Source organism: Chryseobacterium sp. SIMBA_038, assembly GCF_046535115.1.
In the GTDB taxonomy this organism is placed as follows: domain Bacteria; phylum Bacteroidota; class Bacteroidia; order Flavobacteriales; family Weeksellaceae; genus Chryseobacterium.
The window spans coordinates 121,986-145,092 of record NZ_JAWRXH010000009.1 but is presented as its reverse complement, the minus strand read 5'-3'; the positions used below and the strand labels follow the sequence as shown (position 1 = coordinate 145,092).

Here is a 23,107-nt window from a genome sequence, read left to right as displayed (position 1 = left end):
TTAAAATTAGAAACCTAAATAAATAAAAGCATTTGCCGCTAAATTCTTGGGCTCGATAGTTATTGCCGTGTTTGATCCTCCTGAACTTACTTGAACTGAATGAGTATGCGCCCCAGCTGCACTAGTCACTTGATTAGCCAAACTTGCCGTATTGGCAAATTGAGCCGTTCCTATTTTATGATCCCATGTCGTATAGCCTCTATCTGCATATTGGTGAGAATGATTTCCATTAGTGCTTGTATTTCCTGTATATGTAATATTTGGTAAATTTAATTGGCTAAGCGTAACGGTTTGAGCTCCACCAAGTGATAACATTGCAGAAGCTCCCTTTTGTTTCAAATATCTGTCTGTTGTATTGGGTAATGCTGAAAATATTGCAAGCTTGGCAGCATTTGCTTGTGCTCCGGCAGGTAAAGAGGTTAAAGCTCTGCCATCTAATTTGTACCATCCTTTAGAATCAGTTGTTGCAAAACTATAATATACGTCACCAATATTGGGTTGATTTGTGTATAATCTCTGCCATTTGGTGCCATCATTAATATATAAGCCTTCTACAACATCATTTATTGCAGCTAGATTATAAACAATCATCCCTTTTTCATGATTGGCAAGCGGAGTAGATAGAGTGGTATTCGAAAGCTGTATTCTAGGTAATAATAATCCTTTTGAAGTAGATGATAATTCTAAAGCTGAATTAGAATTAGGACTTGCAGTTCCAAACCCTATTTGTGATTTTAGAATACTCGAAAAACATATAGCTATTAATAATAAGTTATTTTTCATCCTGATAATTTTTTTTCTTAATTAGGTTTTTTCATTTTGCGATAAAATATTTTATACTTTTTTGAAATTTCAGGTGCAAATCTAATTGTAGACGTATTTTAAAAAAAATAAACAGGTATTACATAGATGTTACATATGTGTAAGTGTTTGATTTTTAAATATGTTTATTGATTTTGGGTTTGATTCTTTTTTTATTAAAATAAATGTTCAACAAAATATTTTCTAGTTGGTAAGCCTTGAAAGACATAAATTTTATTGATCTTTTAGGGAAAAAGATCCTGTAAATTTTGAAAAATACAAACACGAAATATTCACCAATGAAAATTGAATTTCAACGGAAAATTATAATTGAATCATAAAAATTTTATCTAAAAGTAAGTTTGAGTTTCATAGTTAGAAGAAAATAATTAAATACTATTTTTAATCATTTTTCCTAATTTCTCAAGATCACTTTCTACACGATCTGTCCATTCCAATCCGTAATTTAAACGCATGCAATTCGTGTATTGATTATGCTGAGAAAACATTCTTCCCGGAGCAAAGCTTATTTTTTTACTGAATGCTTCGTCATAAAGATCTTCTGTACAAATTCTTTTGTCAAGTTCCAGCCACAGCATAAAACCACCTTTAGGCTCGGAAACTTTTGTATTATCAGGAAAATAGGTTGCAACCGACTTTTGAATTTGAAGATAATTGGAATACAGTTTATTTCTGAACATTCTTAAATGATGATCATATCTTCCATGTTCAAGAAAATCAGCAATAACATCAGAATAAAATGACGGACTGCATACGGTCTGAACCAATTTCTGACGAATAATTTTATCTTTAAACTGCCCCGGAGCCACCCATCCCACACGATATCCCGGAGCCAACGCCTTGGAAACAGAACCTACCCACATCACAAGACCCGCCTCATCATAGAATTTGCAGGGCTTTGGCCTTTCTGAACCAAAATATAAATTTCCGTAAATATCATCTTCTATCAAAGGAACATTGTATTCGGTGATAAGTCTTACCAATTCTTTTTTATTCTCATCAGACATTTGAAATCCCAACGGATTATTAAAATTAGTCACAAAACAACAGGCTGATATTTTGGGTAAAACTTTTTTCAAAGCATCCAGATCCAAACCATCAATTGGATGGGTCGGAATTTCCACAGCTTTTAATCCTAATAAATGAATCGCCTGCAGTATCCCAAAATACACCGGACTTTCCACAGCAACGGAATCTCCGGGTTTTGTAACCGCCATAAGACAGTGATAAATGGCGTTCATCGCGCCGGAGGTGATTACCAGATCATCTTCAGTTATTTTTCCTTCCAAAATCAATGACCATTTTGCAATTTCTCTGCGCAGGTGTTCGTTTCCTTGTACGGGTTCATAATTTGTTCCGCTGTCGTTTTTAGCCTTAACAACATTCAGCATCGATTTCTTTAATTTGGCTAAAGGAAGAAAGCTTTTTCCGGGAATTCCCAACGCAAATTGAGTAAGATCTGGATGAGAAATACTTCCGAAAACCTTATCTATTAAATCTTGATGCGGTTTTTCTAATCCTGATTCTTTAATTTTTACCACAGAAGGAAGCGCCAGTTTCCGCTGTGAGGTCTGGCTCACAAAATACCCGAATTTTGGTCTGGATTCAACAAGAGAACGGCTTTCCAATTCCATGTAGGCCAGTTTTATGGTATTCAGACTTACATTATATAATTTCTGGGCGCTACGAAGTGAGGGCAATCTGTCGCCAAACTGTAAAGTCTCACTTTGTATTTGTTCGGTAATTATTTTTGCTATTTTAAGATATAAGACCTCTTTAGCCATAAAAAAGTAGGATTTTAAGTAAATGTATGGAATTATTAGTCTGATTTTATCAAATATTCAACCAATTGATCATTCTTTCGATACTGCTTTTAAGTTGTAAAGGATCGCGGTAATTTGCAGAATTATTTCTTTTAAAATAGCTCTGAGCATGAGTAAAGAAGTTCTTTTTTTCTTCTGTATTTAAACTTGATTTTTCATAAATCACAAAATCAGTTTCTCCTTTTTGATTAATAAAAAGACTTGCAAAAGCGATGATATTATTTTTTTGCCTGATCATAAGAAAAGGAATTCCAAAATTTTCAGTGACTATTTCAAGATTTGAGAGTTGAAGAAAAATATTCTTTAGTTCTACTATATCTGCAATATAAACTTCAGAGATTTGAAGTTGTTTTTGAGGTTGAAAGGCCGTTTCCATAATGCTTTGCTTTATATAGTACAAAGCTATGGAGTCTTAAATTATGGTTACAGATACAGAAGTGTGTATTATTGTGGGTACAGATTTTATTTTTAAAATTTTAATTGAATTTCGGTTTTTAAAGAAAATCGTAAACAAAAGAAAACCTCTGAAATGGGTTGATCTCAAAGGTTTTTTAGAGAAAATATTGTTATTAATTTGAAATATTGAGTTCATAAATAGAAGAAGCTATTCCAAAAGGTTCGGAAGCTGATTCTTTAACCAAAAGAAATCCGTTATCTTTAAAAAATTCAAGCTGAGGATGATTTTGATTGATATTAACCCAAATACTATCTGTGAATTTGATCGCAGATTTTACTTTATTCCAAAGCGAAATTCTCACTTCTGATGAATTGTATTCTGAAAGTATTCCAAAATTTATAATCTCCGTCATTTTTTTACCTTTAGAAGCATCAGAATAGCTTGAACCACTTTTAAATAGACAATATCCTGCAGGTTGATCATCCACAAAAACCATAATAAGCTGATTCGAAAGATCATTCAAAATATTAATCATTTTCCTGTGATCCAAATGTTCTTTGATGTAATTTTCTATGGTTTCGGAAGAAGCAATTTCCTTATAAGTATCTCTAATAAATGCTTTTTTCACATCAAAAAGATCATCAACACCTTTGTCGGATCCTACTGCGAATTTTGAAATTATTTCCATTGGATTCTTTTTTATTCGAAGGTAAGAGATTATTGAGCTTTAATTTAGATACAGTTATGAAAAATTAAATCGGTACAGTTATGAATTTTGTAATTTTGCTCAGAACAGTTAGACTCGAGACGTATGCAGACTTATAAATATGAAATATTTACTTCTATTTTGGAGGATCAGATAAACAGTGGAGTAGTGAAGTTGGGAAGCCGTTTGCCTTCTGTTAGAGATATCAAAGAGAAATATCATTTAAGCATAAGTTCGGTTCAGAGCGGATATGATTATCTTGTAATGAAAGGTTTGGTTGAAAATATTCCGCGTTCGGGCTATTTTGTGGCTTTTAATCAAAAGGAAACTATTCCTGAAAATACGGTGAAACAATTACCAGTTGCAAAAAATTCTGTATTTAATAAAAACCTTGAACTCACATCAACAAAGAGTAAAGCTTTTGAATATAATTCGTTCAATTCTACATCACCAACAGATATTTTAATCCCTCAAAAATTGATTTTAAGAAAAATGCAGGAAGTAATTCGGGAAAAAGGAGCCTCACTTCTTCGTTATTATCCTCTAAATGGTTCATTAGCATTGAGAGAAAAGATTACAGAACGTTCTGCAAAATACGGATGTACGATGAACACAGAAGAATTGATCATCACAGACGGTGCGTTGCAGGCTCTTTATATCGCTTTGGCATCTGTAACTAATGCGGGCGATTTGATTGCTGTTGAAAGTCCGTGTGTTTTCTCTATTTTGGAGGTTATTTCTAATTTGAAGTTGAAAACGATTGAAATTCCTGTACATTATAAGGATGGTTTTGATGTAAATTACTTTAGAAATATTTGTGATGAAAATCCCGTTCGGGCAGTTGTCGTTACTCCGAATTTTCATAATCCTACAGGGATTTTGATGACAGATGATAATAAAAAAGAACTGCTTTCCATTGCCGAAAATCATCAAATTACAATCATTGAAAATGATATTTACGGAGATCTTTATTTTGATGGAACAAGACCGTCCAATATTCGGAATTTTGATAAAACAGGTTTGGTGATGACATTTTCTTCGTTTTCCAAAACTTTGGCGCCGGGAATTCGCTTGGGATGGCTGAATTCAGGGAGATTTTTTGCCGAAACTGAACGATTAAAGTTCTCTCTTGGTAGATCTGTTGCTCCAATTTATCAGGAATTAATGATAAAACTTTTGGAAAGCAATAGTTATGACAGACATTTGCGCTCGTTTCGAAAACAATTGGAAAAACAGTCAATAGAATTATTAGATGCTTTAAGAAAATTTTTCCCTGAAAACTGTTATTTCCACAGACCTCAGGGTGGTTACAGTATTTGGGGAGAATTGCCACAAAATGTTGATATGGAGGCTTTTTATGAATATTGTGAAAGTCAGAAGATTTTATTTACGCCGGGAAATACTTTTTCGTTTACAGATGAATATGACCATCATTTTCGGGCAGTGTTTGCCGATCGTATAACTTCAGAAAGTATTCTTTCGCTGGAAAATCTTGGTAGAAAAGTTCAGGAGTTTTTAGAATAATTTTCTTTTTAATTTAAATAAGAATTAGATATTTAATTAAACTCCAACGCATTATTTTTATTGATGTATTCCGATGGCGTTATGCCTTCTATCTGCTTGAAAACTCTGTTGAAGGTAGATTGATTAGAAAATCCTGAAGCCGTATAAATGTACATCAACGTGATTTTATTGATATCATTTTCCTGAATCAGTTTTTTTACATTTTCAATTCTGCAAGTGTTAAGATAGTGATTAAAATTTGAATATCCATTTGCTTTGATGGATTTTGCAATATATAAATTGTTGGTTTTTAAAATATTAGATAATTGTGAAATAGAAAAATCAACATCTTTAAAAAGCGCCTTTTCTTCAACAACATTTTTTACCTGATCAAACAGGAGGATGTATTTTTCAAGGTTTTCATTATTTTCAACGGGATTATTTTCTTTAAACTTAATAGGGTCAGTGGATTCAGTAAAAATAGGGTCTGTATTTTCACGTTCTAGATTTGCTGCACTTTCGGAAGTATTTGTGCTTTTAATAAAGCTTTCCATAACCTCTACTTTTTTTATTTTTTCATTATAATAGAGTAGAAGAGCGAATACGATACTGTTTACGATTCCCACAAAAGTATCAGAAATCACCATGTACTGCACGTTTCGGAAGCTAAAATAATTAAATGAATAAAATTTTGTCAGAATACTTACAGCTACAATTATACTTAATATATAAGCCGAATAGATGTAAACGTACTTTTTACCCAACAGAATATAAGCTCCGAGCGGTAACGGTAAAAGCCACATGCAGGTCGCAGCAGAATATTTCCAAAATCCAAGCATAACAAATGCAGCAAACAAGGACGCATAGGTTAAATAAAGATGAACTAATGTTTTGATGTTATAATTCTTACGAATGATCAAAAAAGTATAAAATAAAATAATTGAATAGGCAAATGTGCAGGTAGCAAAGAATACATCACCGATTATAAAATAAAATGCCAAAGCATATCCGAACAATATACCGGACATCAAATACACATATTGAGCGATAAGCTTCCTTTTTAATGTGTCAGCAGATTCTATAATAAAATTTTTATCAGTTGCCATTTTAGTGTTTTTCAAAAAATGATTTATGTAAATTGTTGATTTTTAAATATTTGTAAAATGATAATGAAATTTAAAATTTTACTTATACTTGAAAATTTTGATTGCTTTTACCAACTAATTTTGCAAAATCAAGTTACAAATTTAAGGATATATAACGATATCCGGAATAATGGAAAGAATTTATCGGTTTTCATTTTGTTATAAGTATTTCTTTATCCAAAGAAATAGATACTATAGAATTGTGTTTAGTTAAAATTAAAAAATCAAAAATTAAAAGGATGAAAAAGCAATTATTATCTGCCTTGGCAATGTTCTCATTTTGTTGTATTGCGTTTGCGCAAGTGGGCATTAACACTCCAAATCCACATGCAAAATCTGTATTGGATATTGTTTCTAAAAATAATAATACAGGAGTTTTGTTTCCCAGATTAACAACCGCTCAGCGAGACGCGATCGCTCCCGGAACAACGGACGCTTCTGTTGACGGATTATGGATCTATAACACAGACACTAAATGTTATGAATTCTGGAACCGTACAAAGTGGGTTTCTTTATGTGATGGCAATGGTACAACCGATGTACCTCCACTTTCAGGGGTAAAATTACTATCTTATGAGCAGGATGCTACATTCACATTTGCGACACCAGTTTTTACAGATTTTTTCAATTCATTTGATAATTTTGGACCGTTTCCTTCATCAACCATTCAGACGGATGGGTCTTCTTTAGTTCCTGATAAGATATCATACACGAATTTTGCTTCAATTAATTTTCAGAGTTATGATATTATTGGTGTTTCTTTTCGTCCGGGTGTTGATTTAACTCCTGCTGAAATTACCGCATTGGTAACTTTTGCCAATACTTCAGGAAAACATCTGTATTTTTTTACAGAAGGTTACACACAAGCCGGGAAATTATCTTTATTAAGCCAGCTTATCGGGGATATAACATTAACGACGAGCGATATTGTTGCAAGCATTGGGGCTAATGGAGATTCAAATTCTACGGCTCCATGCTATTATATAACTGGAGATGCACTTAACGATCCATTTGTTAATGGCCCGTTTGGTAAGTTACAGACTAGTGTTGATAGATTTGTTGATCATGCCGGTTCATCCAATTCGTTTTCGTATGCAAAATTAAGTACAAGTTCTAATGTACAGATTATTGCTGCGGATGGTTTGGTAGGAGGTGTTCCTCAGCCGACTTCAAAGGTTGGAGTATTTAAAGTAAAAAATAAAAATGTGTTTGTAATTGCTGATGGTGCTCCATTTTTCGGAGGAACTAATAATAGCGGACCTGCTTGTATGACAGCTTCTTCTGTAGGTGGAACGAGAGGAAGAAAGCCTCTTAAGTGCGATGCTGTTTCTGCAAACGGAACAAATTCAGGAGTTGGTATTTTGATGGCGAACATTGTTGCCTGGTCACTAAAGAGTTTATAAACGATTCAGTATAGATTCAAAAAACACAAATTTTACTATTTAAAGATTTTCAGAGGACTGTTTTTAACAGATCCCAATAAATACGGTTCTCTGTGATCTTTTTCAGTTCCTCATTACACAAATAAAAATGATAATAACAAATGATTTAATGCATATAATCAATGTATTAAAGAAATTTTGTACGATTCTCTGAGTACAAACGATGAAAAAAAATTGAATATAAATGATGAAATATTCTTAAGATAATAAAGCCTACACAAGGGATTCCCACTAGATTTTTCAGACAATTTTTTTTAATGCATTGATGCGCATTAGAACATACTTTGTGTAGTCTTTTATCTTGTTATGAAAATAATTAAAAATATGAATTTCAAAGATATACATATTGGCTCATTGGTCAGCCAGCGGGTTTTAGAATGCGGAATTGATGTGTCCCGACTTTGTAAATATTTTAATGACACTGAAGATTATATTTCAAAAATGTATACCTACAAAAGTATGGACAGTGAAATTCTGTTGAAGTGGTGCCGCATTTTAGAGTATGATTTTTTCAGGGTCTATTCTCAAAACCTGATCCTTTATTCTCCGCCTTCAGCAATTATTGCAGGGTCAAAATCTGAAAATCTCTCACAAATGCCACAATTTCGTAAAAGTATTTACACAAAAGAGGTGATTAATTTTATACTTGAAATGATTGAAAACGGAGAAAAAACAAAAAACCAAATTATTACAGAATACAATATCCCGAAAACAACTTTATATAAATGGATAGAAAAACACAGAAAATAAATCCTCCGAATTACAAAAAGATATATGCAGATATTTTGGCTAAAAAATTTCCGCATAAGGTCAAAGACTGTACATCTATTTTGCTGAAAGAAGAACTAAGTTTTTTAGATATCATTAAACTTAATCAACGAATTTTTGGGTATAACGAAATATCCTCAATCAATCAACGGCTTCGATCTTATGATAATCAGACTATCATTGAAATATTAAATTATCAAAAAACACACAAATTAAACAATAGTCAATTATCACTTCATTTCAAATTGAGTCGTAATACGATCGCAAAATGGAAAATGCATTTTGCTGTTTAATGAGATTTAATTAAAAACATATTTAAACACTATACTAATGATTAAAATTATTTCGACAGTACTGCTCCTCGGTACTATCAGTCTAACGCATGCCCAAAAGGCAGGATATGTTGGGATCAATACAACTGCACCTGAAAAAGAACTCTCTGTGAACGGGACTATGAAAACATCAGGAATGACCTTAAAAGATCCTATAGAGAAATTGGGAGCAGATGAAAATTATTCTTTTTTGATCAAATCTCCGGCTCCGCAGAACAAAATCACTTCTTACAATGATTCTTTTGTGCCGACAACTCCGGCTCCGATTAATCTTATTCAGTTTAAAATTACTTGCAACAAAAACGATAAAGACTGGGTGGATGAGTATGACACTAAAATCAATTCGGATAAGTTTTTAGTTATCATTGCCTCGCATGGATTTACACAGCCTGTATTCACTTTTAATGCAGATTGGATCACACCTATGCCTTCAATTTTTGCTTATAGCTCAAACGGTACATGGAAACTTAGGGCAGATTATGTAGGATTTTCAACCGATGATTCTCTCCCGAAAGGTGTCTGGACGCTCAACTTATTGGTTTTTGACAGAGCTTATTCGAAAGAATTCAATTTCTCGAAGGCAATTAATACCACAGGGATTGGTGCTGCCACAGCTCCTTTAATCCAATAATTTTAAAAATACATTATGAAAAAAATAACCACATTTTTATTTGTTACCTGTACTTGTTTGGGTATTAGCGCGCAGATTGGAATAAATACAGCAAGCCCTCAAGGAACATTGGATGTTAATGGTGGAACTTTAATAGAATCTTATGTAATTGATACTGTTAACTCAAACGCAACAGGTAATTATTATCTTCTCACGCGTTCAAAAGATACAACACCAGTAGGAAAAGTAAAACTGCTTGATATTGCGCTCCGAAATGTCGCTCCTGTTAACACGTATACTATTATTCTGAAAAATGTTAGTCAGGATGATGTTTTGAACCTCAATACAGGACTGGAAACATCAAAATACGTTGTTGCTATTACGGGTGCGGTTTTTACAGATGCTACACCTGGTGTCATTACATCCACATCTTACAAATCGTTTGGTGCCTACTCTACGGAAGTAACTTCCATAGTAAACGGAGGAAAAACTTATAATGCTGTTAATTTAAGCTTTCAGGGAGCAGGTACAACCTCTGCTCAAAACGGAACCTGGTCACTTACTCTTTGTGTTTATGAAAAAGCACTCGTAAAAGACTGGGGAACTTATACAGGAAACGTAAATAGCTCATATATAGGAGTTTCAACTAATACACCAATAGGTCTTCAATAAAAAAATTATGAAAAGAATAACATACACTATAATAATGGCTTTTCTGGGATTGTTTATGAACGCTCAGAATGGAAAAGTTGGAATTAAAACGGCAAATCCAACAGAAACATTAGATGTAAATGGCTCAAGCTACACAAACTCTTTATACCTTAGAAATCCCGGCGAACCGGATAAAACAGGCGGGCATTTTCTTGCAACTTCTAGCAATACATTGCAGCTTTATGACCCAACGCTGGAAAGCAGTGGATTATTTAATTATTTAAAACTTACCATTTCAGGAGTTCCTGCAAAGGGAATCACAGATTATGACACAAAAATAGATGCTACAAAATTTTTAGTAGTTGTGCATAATTATTCTTTTCAGCTTAATGACGGTTCTACAGAGGTTGCTCTTGATTATGGAAGTAACGGAATAAATGATAATAAGCAGGGATCTCCGAATGTAAATACATTTAAAAGTAACGGAACCTGGCACATCAGAGCAAATTTTACCAATAGTAAATTATTGGACTATACCACTGGATATGCGGACGGAACTTATAATAATTTTAAAGTTGATTTGTATTTAATGGCTTATAAATATCTCATCACTAAACAAAATATCAATGATACGACTAAAGATCTCGGTGGAACAAATGGTTCTACCCAGGCTTTGAGTAAGCCTTCGGGATTTTAATTAAAGTTTTTTGTTCTAATCAATAAGTGTCTGCAATAATGTGGGCACTTATTTTTTGATATTAAAAGCTACATTTAATCATTAAAAATAAAAACCTCCAAAATCAAATGATTTCGGAGGTTTTAGTACCCAGTACCAGAATCGAACTGGTACATCTTTCGATACTAGAGTTTGAGTCTAGCGCGTCTACCAATTCCGCCAACTGGGCTTGATGTTTGTTTTAAATTGGTGTGCAAATATAGAAACTTTTTTTTATGTTCAAAAGTTTTTAGAGAAAAAATTTTAAAAATTTATCTCCAAACCATCGTAGGCAAGGTGCATTCCGAGCGGAAGTTGTTTATCTTCAACATCATGTAAACCTAAATGATGACTGATATGAGTTAAAAATAATTTCTTAGGTTTTAACTCTTCAAACAATTTAATAACGTCTGGAAGAATAAAATGCGCCGGATGCGGATCAAATTTCCTGATACAGTTCAAAACTAAGACATCCAAATTCTTAAGTTTTTCCTTTTCAGTGTCAGAAATAAAGCCGGCATCTGTGATGTAAGCCATATTTTTAAACTTATATCCAAACACAGAAATTTTATAATGAATGACTTCAACTGGTGTAATTTCCGTGTCCAAAACGGTGAAAGGTTCATTTTCAATTTCATGAAGATCAAAAGCGGGTGCTCCGGGATATCTTTCATCCGCAAAAGCATAAGGAAAACGATTTTTTATTTCGTGTCCGACTCTTGGATAGCAATAAATCGGCATATTTTTTCCGCTTTTAAAAATGAGAGGTCGCATATCGTCAAGCCCGATCACATGATCATTGTGTTCGTGAGTAATAAGAGCGATATCAATCGTATTTTCATGATTTATAAGCATTTGCTGCCGAAAATCCGGACCGCAATCGATCAGGATTTTTTTATTTTCTTCTGTAGAAATCATCACAGAAGAACGAAAACGATTGTCTTTGGGGTTTTGTGATGTACACACCTCGCAGGTGCAGCCAATAACGGGTACGCCTTGGGAAGTTCCCGTTCCTAAAAATTTCAACTTCATTTTCTTTTGAGGTTGGTTTAATTTTGGTAAATTTACGAAAAATTTAATGTCCTAATGTATCAGAAACTAACTCCTAAACAAAAAGCATTAACAATTAATCTAGATCCTACTATTTATGGTACTTTCGCAGAAATTGGAGCAGGGCAGGAGACTGTTCGACACTTTTTTAGAGCAGGAGGGGCTTCGGGTACAATTGCTAAGGCGATGTCTGCTTACGACAAAGATTTTAGTGATGCCATCTACGGAAAAGAGGTCAAAAACAGGTATGTTACTCAAAACAGACTTCGTAAAATGCTTCGTTATGAAGTAGCCTTAATTGAAGAAAGAATTTCCAGAGATAACAACCCGAACAGAAAGTTTTTTTCTTACGCGAATACCGTTACAACGATTAACTTTGATAAGACTGTAAGAGGTCACGGTTGGGTAGGAATTCGTTTTCAGGTAAAGGAAAATGAAGATTATAACGAGATCGTTATCCACGTAAAATTCAAAGAGAATGATGCTACATTACAGCAGGAAACTCTTGGTAATTTGGGGGTGAATCTTATTTTCGGAGCCTTTACATATTATGATAATCCTAGAAGATTAATCGAATCTCTTTTCGACGATGTTGCAACCGATAACCTTGAAATTGATATGATTGATTTCAGTGGACCGGTCTTCGCTTATGTTGACAACAGATTAATGTCTCTACAGTTGGTTAAAAACAATATGACAGACGCGGTTATCTTCAATTCTCAAGGGAGCAATATGCTTCCGGCGGATAGCTTATACAAGAAAAATATTTTTGCGATAAGAGGAAGTTTCAGACCTGTAACCAAGGTAAATATTGATATGCTACAAAACGGTATTGATATGTTTTTGAAGGACGCAGTCTGTACCCATGAAGAAACGGAAATTTTAATTGAAATTACCATTTCCAACCTTAGAGCAGACGGAGATATTGACGAAAGAGATTTCCTTGATAGAGTAGACGTTCTTGGTAAATTAGGCTACACAGTTATTATCTCAAACTTCTCTGAATATTACCGATTGATTGATTATTTTGCATCTTACACCACCGGAAATATTGGGGTAGCAATGGGTGTAAATAATCTGTTGATGGTATTTGATGAGAAATATTATAAGAATTTATCAGGTGGAATTTTGGAAGCTTTCGGTAAATTTTTCAGAAACGGAATGAGAGTGTATCTGTATCCTTACAAAGATCCTGAGACTCATGAATTATTAGATTCTGAAAATCTTAAGGTGGAAGAAAATCTTAAAGAACTTTATAAATATTTTAAACTCAACAATCGTATTGTAGATATTAAAAACTATAATCCTGAGTTTTTGGAAATTTATTCAAGAGAAATATTAAGAAAAATTGCTGGGAACATCAAAGGTTGGGAAAATCAACTTCCTGAAGGTGTTGCTGAAATGATAAAAGAGCGCGGAATGTTCGGATATAAACAAGAACTTTCGCTAAAACAATTCTCCTAAAAACAAAATATAATGTCAGAATTAAAGAAAAGACTTTCTTCTATACTTGAAAGTCCAAAACATAATACTGAAGAAAAGCTTCAGAAAGTTTGCCATCTTTTGGATCAGGAAATTTCTTATTTCAACTGGACTGGTTTCTATTTTAAAAATGGAGATAAAGATGAGTTGAAATTAGGTCCTTACGTTGGAGCTCCGACAGATCACGACATTATTCCTTACGGAAAAGGAATTTGCGGCCAGGTTGCGGTTTCTAATGAGACGTTTGTAGTTCCTGATGTTCATCAGCAGGATAACTATTTAAGTTGTTCAATTGATACAAAAGCTGAAATTGTAGTTCCTATCTTTAAAGACGGACAAAACATTGGTCAGATTGATATTGATTCTCACAAAATAGATCCGTTTACGGACGAAGACAGAGAATTATTAGAATGGCTTTGTAAAGAAGTTTCTAAAATTCTATAATTGAAAAATATAAACTCCGATCTTTGGGTCGGAGTTTTTTATTATACTATTATGATTTTTGTAGTTTAAAAATTGTGTCATTTGTGAAAAGTATTAGTGAAATTTGTGTTTAAACAAAATTCACCTCAGTAATCAATTCCTTAAAATAATTCTCACATTTCGCGATATGCGTTCCATACCAAGAAAAGGCTTCTCCATCAACGATCATAATCTTCTTATTTGGATAAAACTCTTTTAATTCCTCAACATGTTTTTCTTTGAATGGAAAAGGTTCAGAAGAAAGCATGATAATATCAGCTTCGGCGAGATCTTCGATTTCAATTACCGGATAGCGGGTTTTATTTTTAAATATATTTTCAAAACCAATTTCAGATAAAATATGATGGATAAAAGTATCGGAGCCAATCGTCATATAAGGATTTTTCCAAATCAGATAGGCAACTTTTATAGGAGAATCAATTTTAGCTTGACTCAGAACTTCGTAGGTTTTAAGATTAAATTGCTGTGCTTTTTCTTCTTTATTAAAAAGCAAGCCCAGATTTTTTAAGAGATAATAATTATCTTCAATGGTTTCAATGTTAGTCACTACAACTTTAAAATCATCCATCAAGGCTTCAACCTGTTCTTTGATATTTTCTTCTTTATTGGCAAGGATTATATCGGGTTGTAAAGCTTTTATTTTTTCAATGCTAATATTTTTTGTTCCGCCAATAACAGCTACATTTTTTACTTTTTCTTCGGGATGGATGCAGAATTTGGTTCTTCCAATGACTTCATTTTCAGTTAGACCCAAATCAAATAAGGCCTCAGTAATTGAGGGAACTAGAGAAACAATTTTCATTGTAATATTTTAGAAGTTGCCTAAAATTACAAAAGTTTACCCGTTAAGAAAAGTCCAGCTACAGAAAAGTAAATAATAAGTCCGGTAACGTCTACCAAAGTAGCTACAAATGGAGCAGAAGAGGTTGCAGGATCGAGTTTTAATTTTTTCAGAATAAATGGAACCATAGAACCTGATATTGTCCCCCAAAGTACGATCAATACTAAAGAAACGCCAACACTTAAACCTACAAAAGCCCAGTGAATTCCATAATTAAACAACCCTATCTTATGCCAGACCATGATTCGTAAAAATCCGATAATTCCAAGAATTCCACCAAGAAATAATCCTGTGAAAATTTCTTTTTTCATCACATACCACCAGTCTTTCAAGCCAATTTCCTGAAGTGCCATTGCTCTGATAATCAACGTTGCAGCCTGTGAACCGGAATTTCCACCACTGGAAATAATTAGAGGAACAAATAATGCTAAAACAACTGCTTTTTGAATCTCATCTTCAAAATAACCCATTGCTGATGCGGTCAGCATCTCAGAGAAAAATAAGATTACAAGCCACATACCTCTCTTTTTCACCATTTCGATAAGAGAAGTCTGGGTGTAGGGCAAATCTAAGGCTTCAAGACCCCCGAATTTTTGAATGTCTTCCGTATTTTGTTGCTCAATTTGATCTAATATATCATCAATCGTTACAATTCCGACCAAAACTCCGGCTTCTGTAATAATGGGAAGCGCAGTTCTGTCGTATTTTTCGAAATAAGTTACCGCGTCTTCTTTTGAAGTCATTGTTGTGATGGCAACGAAGTGATTATCAGTTAATTCTGAAACTAAAGTGTCTTCTTCAGCTAGTAATAAACTTCCTACTGCTAAGTCATCAATCAGGCGATTTCTTTCATCCACGACATACAAATGATTCATGGTTTCCACTCTTTTTCCGACTTTTTTGATCTGTTGAAGACATTTTTTTACCGTCCATTCCTTACGGATCTGAATGTAGTAAGGTGTCATCAAACGGGCAATAGAATCAGAATGATAGCCCAATAATTTTAAGGCAATTCTTCTTTCCTGCGGATTAAGATGATTGATTGAATATTTAATAAGTTCGTCCGGAAAGTCCTCAAACAGGGCAGTCCTGTCATCCGGAGTCATCGAGTTTAAGATCTCGGAAACATCATCACTTCCGATACTTCTGATCGTTTCTTCCTGAAAGTCAGGATCTAAGTGTGAAAAAACTTCGGCTTTGTATTGTTTCGGAACTTTTAAAAATGCCAGGAGCCTCTCATCAGCGTGAAGTTCACTTAGAGTTTCGGCAATATCGGCAGGATTAAAGATAAGTTCGTCATTATAATTCAAAACGTGCAATTTTTAGGATATGCAAAAATAATTCAATTTTTTAGAACTGACCAATGATGTGGGAAATTTAAGGATTAATTAAAGTTTTATTCTTGCTAGGACTAAATTTTAGATTGGGAACTTTTTAAATTTTTATTTTACCACAAAAGGCACAAAAGATTATCACACTGGTCATTTGAGTTTATGACGAAGTGCAAATAAAGAGCACATAAGTTTTTAAAAATCTTTGATTTTTATTCTTTTGCAAGCTTTTGTTTTCGAAATAGTTAAACTTTAAATAGTTCAATAATAGCTTTTGTCTCTTTTGTGGTTAATTTATAGGAATCAAAAAATAAATATTCGTGAACAGAATGTCCGAATTAATTATAAAATTTCAAACTAAATGAAAAATTTAAAAACCGGCTTCTGTAGATGGTTTTAATCTTCTTAATTCTTTCAGAATACCTTTTATTGCTCCGTTTGTACCGATTTTAATGGAGTTTTCTGCAGAACCCAAAAGACGCATGTTTTTGCGATAAGTATCGTAATCTGATTCTGTAATATAATTTCCTGCAGCATCAAAAAGCTTCATGCTTACAACAACTTGGTTGGAGAAAACGTATTTTCCAAGACCTACTTTAAAATACCTTACTTTGGGAACGATGGCGAAATCTGCATCATTATTAATACAGTAATCGGCGATAGTTTGCTTATCAACACTGTCGAATGAAACCTGAGTTTCGGTTCTGAGCATTTTATTTCTCTTATATCTGCTTAAATTATCGGAAACTGCACTGAAAAATGCATGATTAGTGGGTTCTTTGATTTCCTCAAGGTCGGGTTCTACCTCAGGATTGAAGTATAAGACCTTTTTTATTTTATCTTCGGAAACATTTCTTTGTGCCTTTACTGAAGCAATGCCGATCAATAAAAAAGTGAAAACCGTACTAAAAGTTAAAATTTTTCTCATTTGTAATTCGTTTGCAAAATTACTGTCTTTTAATGGTATGGCATAATTTTTTTAAGAAATTTTTAACATTTTTTTCTATCAAATTTGATACATGAAATCAATAATGTTTTGTCCAATAAAAAAATAGTCGTACTTTTGCACCCGTTACATAATAATCATTAAACAATATTGGAATGTACTTAACAACAGAAAAAAAGCAGGAAATTTTCTCTAAACACGGGAAATCTGCAACAGACACAGGAAGTGCTGAAGGACAAGTAGCTCTTTTCACTTTCAGAATCAACCATTTATCTCAACACTTAAAGGCTAACCGTCACGATTTCGCAACGGAAAGATCTTTGGTTAAATTGGTAGGTAAAAGAAAAAGTTTACTAGATTACCTTAAAAATAAAGATATCGCAAGATACAGAGCAATTATTGCTGAACTAGGTTTAAGAAAATAATCTACAAAGATTTTCAGATAAAAAGCAACTTCGAAAGAGGTTGCTTTTTTGTTTTTATGCTAGAGTTATTATAATTATTAAGAATTAATTTTTGTAATATTATGTTTCTGCGTAAGAAGATTGCGTATTTAATTTATTATTTTGTAGTATTAAAAATAATAAATATGAAAATACGCATTAAAAATAAGGAAAAGGCAATATTAGCAAAACTGTATAAAGAGGAATATAGAGTTGTTGCAAAACAGGAAGATCTTGGAGGAGGGTATAGCTATTTAATTTTTAATGAAAATCTTCAGGAGATGTTGTTGAAAGATAATGCTGTCGAAATTATAGATGATGATATGAGTGATATGATTCAACGAAATGATCTTTGGTACGGAAGAAATTTTTATGTTAATGAGTTATTAGTGAATCTTTTACAGTTGGAACCTGGGAGCCATATAAGCATCGGTCATATTTGGCCTGCAAGTAAAGCTTTTAGATATTTTGAAAAATATAATTACGAAATTCCTGATCATTATAAAAATACGGCGTTGAATGAAAAATATAAGATGAATCTTATTGAAGGTTTTTTAATGGCAATAAATCCTTATATAGAAAGAAAATTTATTGGTGGAAATTATTTTGAAAGCTTTGAATTTTATAAAGGAAAAGCTGTTTTTGAAATTGAACTTAAATTAGGTGAAAGTCTTACTGAACTTGATGTTGTTGAATATAAAGATCTTTTGAAAAGTTTTATTGAAAAATATTTACATGGTACGCAGCATAACGAAGAAAATTCTAAAATGTTTGCGGGTACTTTTTTTGTTTTAATTGATTCTTTTTTTATTTATGATATCACTCGTATTTTCTCTTATAAAACTTTTTATAATAATTGTTTTGTAGTTGAACATCAGAATGAATATTATTATCTGAATAAATTTTGGTGGGGATAATTCTGGTTTGAAGGAATGGTTTAATAAATTATTCCTTCTTTCCCCCAATTTTTCCTAAATGCGTATTCTGGAAACTATCCGGATATTTCAATCCATATCCCAGCACTCTGTCAAAAGCAGAATGAGCAAATAAAATAGCACCAATCATTTGTAAATAGGGAAGGGCTAAGAATGTTCCTGCGAGATATACTGCGATGGCAATTCCAAGATGATGGAAAAGATTATAACAAAATGCTCCTACTTTATTATTAACAGCATAACCTAACATGGAAATATCGGGAGCAAAAAATAATCCTGCGAACCACCACCAGGAAAATTCAGTGTGAGCAAAAGCAAAAACTCCCAAGATTAAGAATGCGACGTATTCAAGTTGTAATTGAATTTTCATTGGTATTTTAGTTTAATTATTTGATGCTAAGATATGTTTCTATTTCAGACGAAAGACTTTATTCAAATACTTTAAACAAAAAAATGAGACCCTTAAAAAGAGCCTCACATGATTTATATTTTTAATTGAAATTAATGTCCCGATTTGGATTCTGTAGTTTCTACATGACCAAGATATTTTGTACAATAAGCTCCAAAAATTAAGATCATTAAATAACAGAACACAGGAATAATAAACGAATGTTGAACTCCAAACTGATCTGCCAAATATCCTTGGAAAATGGGAACAATTGCTCCCCCCAGAATCGCCATTACAACCAAAGATGATCCCTGACTTGTATATTTTCCTAACCCTGAAATCGCCAGTGTATAAATATTTGAGAACATAATAGAATTGAAAATTCCGATTCCCAGAACGCTGTACATTGCTAATTCACCATGATTCACCATCGTTGAAATCAACAGAATAACGTTAATCGCAGCAAAGATAGAAAGTGTTCTTGCCGGAGCAGCTTTACCAATAAAGAATGCGATGAAATTAAGAACAATAAATACCAAGAAGAAGCTGATCTGAGCAAAAGAAAGATTCACAATGCTGAAAATTACTAAGAATACTAACGTAGCAGCTCCCAACATATAAATCGCTTTCTTTCCTTGGCTTATCGATTGGTTTAAAGAAATTGCTCCAAGAAAACGCCCGATCATCGCACCTCCCCAATACAGAGACAAATAATTTTTACTGATTACTTCATCAAAGCCCATAATTTGAGGCTGTTCTAGGAAACTGATAATGAAACTTCCAACAGCAACTTCACCTCCAACATAGCAAAACATAGCAAAAACTCCGAACTTCAAGTGATTGAATTTCAACGCTCCCCAACCTTTTACAACTTCCTCACTGTCATTAGTTTGAAATGATGGTAATTTTACTCTTGAGATCAATAAAGCTACCAATAAAAGAATACCTGCAAAGATTAAATAAGGAATTCTTGTTGCTACTGCACTGAAAGAACCGTCTTCCGCAGAAAATAATTCAAAAATCAAATGTCCTCCCAAAACCGGAGCAATTGTAGTTCCTAATGCATTGAAAGCTTGCGTCATATTCAATCGGCTTGATGCAGATTCTTCTGATCCCAATAAAGAAACGTAAGCGTTTGCGGTAATTTGAAGTACCGTAAATCCTAATCCAAGAACAAATAGCGCTCCTAAAAATAAAGGATAGGAAGAGAAAGTAGCGGCCGGATAAAATAAGATACATCCGAAAGTTGCCAGGAAAATTCCGAAAAGAATTCCTTTTTTGTAACCTACTTTGTTGATGGGATCTCCTTTTGTAATAGAGATGAAGAAATAAATTAGTGAGCCAATAAAATAAGCTCCAAAGAAACAAAACTGAACCAACATAGATTCGAAAAAGCTCAGTTTGAAGAGTTGTTTCAGGTAAGGAATCAAAATGTCATTCATACAAGTGATGAATCCCCACATAAAAAATAAAAGAGTGATGGTAATAAGCGGAATAGTGTAATTCCTGCTTTGCGATTTTACTTCATTATTATTCATATACACACATATTTAAACAAAAGAGTTTTCTTAGAACTCATTTAGTCGGTTTCAAAGAGAAATTTCTTTAAATTTTTCACATATTTAAAAGTCAGGCAAATATAGGGGAACAACTTTTTTTTTCGGCAACTTTTTTGGTCTTTTTTACCTTTAAATACAATATTTCTTATTTTGAGACAATAATATAATGACGGTAAGATTTTTACAGCTAAAATAATTTCAAACTAAGTTGCTTTTTGTTTTTTGAGGTTGATGAATAAACATTATAATTCTTGCAATAATTTTACGTTTGGAGCTAAATATTTAATCAAAGCATCAAAACAAGAGGTATTATTTATTCATTTGAAAATTTAATTATCTCATTATTATACCTTATCTTTGCAAACGAAAATTTAGACGAAATATCAATAATTAAAGCGCTCAATACGGAGTGCAACACAAAACTATTTATGAGTATACCTCAAGCAATTACAGAAACGATTACTCTTGCAGACGGCAGAGAAATTACAATTGAAACAGGAAAATTAGCAAAACAGGCTGATGGTTCTGTAGTCGTAAAAATGGGCGGAACAATGCTTTTAGCAACTGTTGTAGCCAGCAAAGAAGCAAAAGACGGAGTAGATTTTCTACCCTTAACTGTAGATTACAGAGAAAAATTCTACGCAGGAGGTAAGATTCCTGGAAACTTTTTTAGAAGAGAAGCTAGACCATCTGATCAGGAAATCCTGACCATGCGTTTGGTAGACAGAGTTCTTAGACCATTATTCCCTGAAGATTTCCATGCTGAAGTTCAGGTAATGATTTCATTAATTTCTTATGACGGAGTGTCAATTCCTGACGATTTAGCAGGTCTTGCAGCTTCTGCAGCAATTGCTATTACAGATATCCCTTTCAACGGACCAATGTCTGAAGTAAGAGTGGTAAGAATCAACGGTGAACTTTCTATCAACCCTAATTATGCAGATCTTAAAATTGCTGACCTTGACATCATGGTTGGAGCAACTAAAGATTCTATCGTAATGGTAGAAGGAGAAATGAAAGAAATCTCTGAGCAGGAAATGCTTGAAGCAATCCAGTTCGCTCACGTAGAAATCAAAAAACAAGTTGAAGCTCAAGAAAGATTAGCTGAAAAAGTAGGCAAATCATTCCCAAAAAGAGAATATAGCCACGAAAATCACGACGAAGCTATTCGTGAAAAAGTGTGGAAAGAAACATACGATAAAGTATATGAAGTAGCAAAAACTCCATCTGGTAAGGATGAGAGAGGAGAAAAATTCAAAGCGGTTCGTGAAGAATTTTTAGCACAATATGCTGAAAATATTGAAGAATTGGAAAGAGTAACTCCATTTGTAAAAGTATATTACCACGATGTAGAAAAAGAAGCGATGCGTCAGATGATTTTGAATGATAAAATCCGTCTTGATGGTCGTGATCCTGAAACAATTCGTCCAATCTGGAGCGAAATTGATTATTTACCGGGAGCTCACGGTTCTGCAATCTTCACAAGAGGTGAAACTCAATCTTTAACAGCAGTAACTTTAGGTTCAGTTAAAGATGCGAACATGGTAGATAGCGTAATGGTGAATTATGACGAAAGATTTTTCTTACATTATAACTTCCCACCATTCTCAACTGGTGAAGCAAGACCTTTAAGAGGAACTTCAAGAAGAGAAGTAGGACATGGAAACCTGGCTCAGAGAGCTTTGGCAAACATGATTCCTGAGGAAAACCCTTACACAATCCGTATCGTTTCTGATATTTTAGAATCAAACGGTTCATCTTCTATGGCAACTGTTTGTGCAGGAACTTTAGCATTGATGGATGCAGGTATTCAGATTTCAAAACCGGTTTCCGGAATTGCAATGGGATTAGTAACAGACGTTAAAACAGGGAAATTCACAGTACTTTCTGATATCTTAGGTGATGAAGATCACTTGGGAGATATGGACTTTAAAGTAACAGGAACTGCAGACGGTATCACTGCTTGTCAAATGGATATCAAAATCCAGGGACTATCTATGGATATCATGGAGAAAGCTCTTTTACAGGCTAAAGACGGAAGATTACACATCCTTAATAAAATTACTGAAACAATTGCAGTACCAAGAGAAGACGTGAAACCTCACGCTCCGAAAATGGTAATGCTTGAGATCTCTAAAGATTTCATCGGTGCTGTTATCGGACCTGGTGGAAAAATCATTCAACAACTTCAAAAAGATACAGATACTGTTATTGCTATTGAAGAAGTAGGAGAAATCGGAAGAATCGAGATTTCTGGTGTAAGCAGAGAGAAAATCAATGCTGCAATCGCTAGAATCAACGAGATTACATTTGTACCTGTAGTAGGTGAAGTGTACCAAGGAAAAGTGGTTAAAGTAATGGATTTCGGAGCTTTTGTAGCAATTGCAAAAGGAACTGAAGGATTACTTCACATTTCTGAAATCGAGTGGGCTCGTCTTGATAAAGTACCTTACAACGAAGGTGACGAAGTAGAGGTGAAGTTCATGGGTTACGATGATCGTAAGAAAATGAAACTTTCAAGAAAAGTTTTATTGCCAAGACCTGAAAGACCTGAGTCTAAGCCAAGACCAGAAGGAGACAGACCACAAGGTGATAGAAGACCTCAAGGTGACAGAAGACCAGAAAGACAGGACAGACCAGAAGGTGATAGAAGACCGGCTGATCAGGCTCCAAAGGAAAATCAAAATCCTTCATCTGAAGCTTAAGATTACATCTTAGATATATTTAAATCCCTC

The 23,107-nt window shown here is 33.6% G+C and carries 23 protein-coding genes and 1 tRNA gene; 12 read left to right on the top strand and 12 right to left on the bottom strand.

Features of this window, described 5'->3' with window-relative positions:
- Window positions 1-6: 6 nt before the first annotated feature.
- The 4 genes from SB689_RS20205 to SB689_RS20190 form a co-directional block, all read right to left on the bottom strand.
- Window positions 7-783, bottom strand: a complete 777-nt coding sequence (locus SB689_RS20205; RefSeq protein WP_410693883.1) for a hypothetical protein — start codon at window positions 781-783, stop codon at window positions 7-9.
- A 407-nt stretch (window positions 784-1,190) separates the two neighbouring features.
- Window positions 1,191-2,606, bottom strand: coding sequence for a PLP-dependent aminotransferase family protein (locus SB689_RS20200; protein WP_410693881.1), 1,416 nt, complete (start codon window positions 2,604-2,606; stop codon window positions 1,191-1,193).
- Window positions 2,607-2,655: 49 nt separating this feature from the next.
- Window positions 2,656-3,021 (bottom strand): hypothetical protein, encoded by a 366-nt coding sequence (locus SB689_RS20195; protein WP_410693880.1) that lies wholly within the window; start codon window positions 3,019-3,021, stop codon window positions 2,656-2,658.
- A 193-nt stretch (window positions 3,022-3,214) separates the two neighbouring features.
- Entirely contained in the window at window positions 3,215-3,730 is a 516-nt protein-coding gene (locus SB689_RS20190; protein WP_410693879.1) for a hypothetical protein, read from the bottom strand.
- Window positions 3,731-3,853: 123 nt separating this feature from the next.
- On the opposite strand from SB689_RS20190, the gene SB689_RS20185 reads away from it, so the two are divergent.
- On the top strand, window positions 3,854-5,272 hold the full coding sequence (locus tag SB689_RS20185; RefSeq protein ID WP_410693878.1) for a PLP-dependent aminotransferase family protein: 1,419 nt from the start codon (window positions 3,854-3,856) through the stop codon (window positions 5,270-5,272).
- Window positions 5,273-5,304: 32 nt separating this feature from the next.
- Here the strand turns inward: SB689_RS20185 and SB689_RS20180 are convergent, their stop codons facing one another.
- Window positions 5,305-6,357, bottom strand: a complete 1,053-nt coding sequence (locus SB689_RS20180) for a helix-turn-helix domain-containing protein (RefSeq protein WP_410693877.1) — start codon at window positions 6,355-6,357, stop codon at window positions 5,305-5,307.
- A 278-nt stretch (window positions 6,358-6,635) separates the two neighbouring features.
- Between SB689_RS20180 and SB689_RS20175 the strand changes: the two genes are divergently transcribed.
- The 6 genes from SB689_RS20175 to SB689_RS20150 all read left to right on the top strand — a co-directional run bounded on the left by SB689_RS20175 (window position 6,636) and on the right by SB689_RS20150 (window position 10,896).
- Window positions 6,636-7,799, top strand: a complete 1,164-nt coding sequence (locus SB689_RS20175) for a hypothetical protein (RefSeq protein WP_410693876.1) — start codon at window positions 6,636-6,638, stop codon at window positions 7,797-7,799.
- Window positions 7,800-8,162: 363 nt separating this feature from the next.
- On the top strand, window positions 8,163-8,588 hold the full coding sequence (locus SB689_RS20170; RefSeq protein ID WP_410693875.1) for a helix-turn-helix domain-containing protein: 426 nt from the start codon (window positions 8,163-8,165) through the stop codon (window positions 8,586-8,588).
- Window positions 8,564-8,899, top strand: coding sequence for a helix-turn-helix domain-containing protein (locus SB689_RS20165; RefSeq protein WP_410693874.1), 336 nt, complete (start codon window positions 8,564-8,566; stop codon window positions 8,897-8,899). Before SB689_RS20170 ends, SB689_RS20165 begins: the two co-directional genes overlap by 25 nt.
- Before the next feature lie 37 nt (window positions 8,900-8,936).
- Complete coding sequence (locus SB689_RS20160; RefSeq protein ID WP_410693873.1) at window positions 8,937-9,569, top strand: hypothetical protein; 633 nt, start codon at window positions 8,937-8,939, stop codon at window positions 9,567-9,569.
- 15 nt (window positions 9,570-9,584) lie between these two features.
- Window positions 9,585-10,220, top strand: a complete 636-nt coding sequence (locus tag SB689_RS20155; protein WP_410693872.1) for a hypothetical protein — start codon at window positions 9,585-9,587, stop codon at window positions 10,218-10,220.
- Window positions 10,221-10,227: 7 nt separating this feature from the next.
- Entirely contained in the window at window positions 10,228-10,896 is a 669-nt protein-coding gene (locus SB689_RS20150; RefSeq protein ID WP_410693871.1) for a hypothetical protein, read from the top strand.
- Between the two features lie 126 nt (window positions 10,897-11,022).
- Here the strand turns inward: SB689_RS20150 and SB689_RS20145 are convergent.
- Window positions 11,023-11,104, bottom strand: a tRNA-Leu gene (locus tag SB689_RS20145).
- 74 nt (window positions 11,105-11,178) lie between these two features.
- Entirely contained in the window at window positions 11,179-11,946 is a 768-nt protein-coding gene (locus tag SB689_RS20140; RefSeq protein WP_410693870.1) for an MBL fold metallo-hydrolase, read from the bottom strand.
- 54 nt (window positions 11,947-12,000) lie between these two features.
- On the opposite strand from SB689_RS20140, the gene SB689_RS20135 reads away from it, so the two are divergent.
- Together SB689_RS20135 and SB689_RS20130 are read left to right on the top strand one after the other, a co-directional pair.
- On the top strand, window positions 12,001-13,428 hold the full coding sequence (locus SB689_RS20135; protein WP_410693868.1) for a TonB-dependent receptor: 1,428 nt from the start codon (window positions 12,001-12,003) through the stop codon (window positions 13,426-13,428).
- Between the two features lie 12 nt (window positions 13,429-13,440).
- Complete coding sequence (locus SB689_RS20130; protein ID WP_066750933.1) at window positions 13,441-13,890, top strand: GAF domain-containing protein; 450 nt, start codon at window positions 13,441-13,443, stop codon at window positions 13,888-13,890.
- Between the two features lie 109 nt (window positions 13,891-13,999).
- Here SB689_RS20130 and SB689_RS20125 read toward each other — a convergent pair whose 3' ends face one another.
- The 3 genes from SB689_RS20125 to SB689_RS20115 all read right to left on the bottom strand — a co-directional run bounded on the left by SB689_RS20125 (window position 14,000) and on the right by SB689_RS20115 (window position 17,029).
- The gene (locus SB689_RS20125; protein WP_410693867.1) at window positions 14,000-14,731 is read right to left on the bottom strand and encodes an ABC transporter substrate-binding protein; all 732 of its coding nucleotides are present in this window, start codon (window positions 14,729-14,731) and stop codon (window positions 14,000-14,002) included.
- 26 nt (window positions 14,732-14,757) lie between these two features.
- Window positions 14,758-16,080 (bottom strand): magnesium transporter, encoded by a 1,323-nt coding sequence (gene mgtE / locus SB689_RS20120; RefSeq protein WP_410693866.1) that lies wholly within the window; start codon window positions 16,078-16,080, stop codon window positions 14,758-14,760.
- Window positions 16,081-16,471: 391 nt separating this feature from the next.
- On the bottom strand, window positions 16,472-17,029 hold the full coding sequence (locus tag SB689_RS20115; protein WP_410693864.1) for a pyruvate decarboxylase: 558 nt from the start codon (window positions 17,027-17,029) through the stop codon (window positions 16,472-16,474).
- A gap of 173 nt (window positions 17,030-17,202) precedes the next feature.
- Here SB689_RS20115 and rpsO point away from each other — a divergent pair, with 173 nt between their 5' ends.
- Both rpsO and SB689_RS20105 read left to right on the top strand, forming a co-directional pair.
- Window positions 17,203-17,472, top strand: a complete 270-nt coding sequence (rpsO, locus tag SB689_RS20110) for a 30S ribosomal protein S15 (RefSeq protein ID WP_054510192.1) — start codon at window positions 17,203-17,205, stop codon at window positions 17,470-17,472.
- Window positions 17,473-17,636: 164 nt separating this feature from the next.
- Window positions 17,637-18,407 (top strand): hypothetical protein, encoded by a 771-nt coding sequence (locus SB689_RS20105; RefSeq protein WP_410693863.1) that lies wholly within the window; start codon window positions 17,637-17,639, stop codon window positions 18,405-18,407.
- A gap of 28 nt (window positions 18,408-18,435) precedes the next feature.
- On the opposite strand, the gene SB689_RS20100 is transcribed toward SB689_RS20105, so the two are convergent.
- Window positions 18,436-18,795: a DUF4260 domain-containing protein gene (locus SB689_RS20100; RefSeq protein WP_410693862.1), complete on the bottom strand. Its 360-nt coding sequence runs from the start codon at window positions 18,793-18,795 to the stop codon at window positions 18,436-18,438.
- Between the two features lie 131 nt (window positions 18,796-18,926).
- Window positions 18,927-20,351 (bottom strand): sugar MFS transporter, encoded by a 1,425-nt coding sequence (locus tag SB689_RS20095; protein WP_410693860.1) that lies wholly within the window; start codon window positions 20,349-20,351, stop codon window positions 18,927-18,929.
- 449 nt (window positions 20,352-20,800) lie between these two features.
- On the opposite strand from SB689_RS20095, the gene SB689_RS20090 reads away from it, so the two are divergent.
- Window positions 20,801-23,077, top strand: coding sequence for a polyribonucleotide nucleotidyltransferase (locus SB689_RS20090; protein ID WP_410693859.1), 2,277 nt, complete (start codon window positions 20,801-20,803; stop codon window positions 23,075-23,077).
- Window positions 23,078-23,107: the final 30 nt, after the last annotated feature.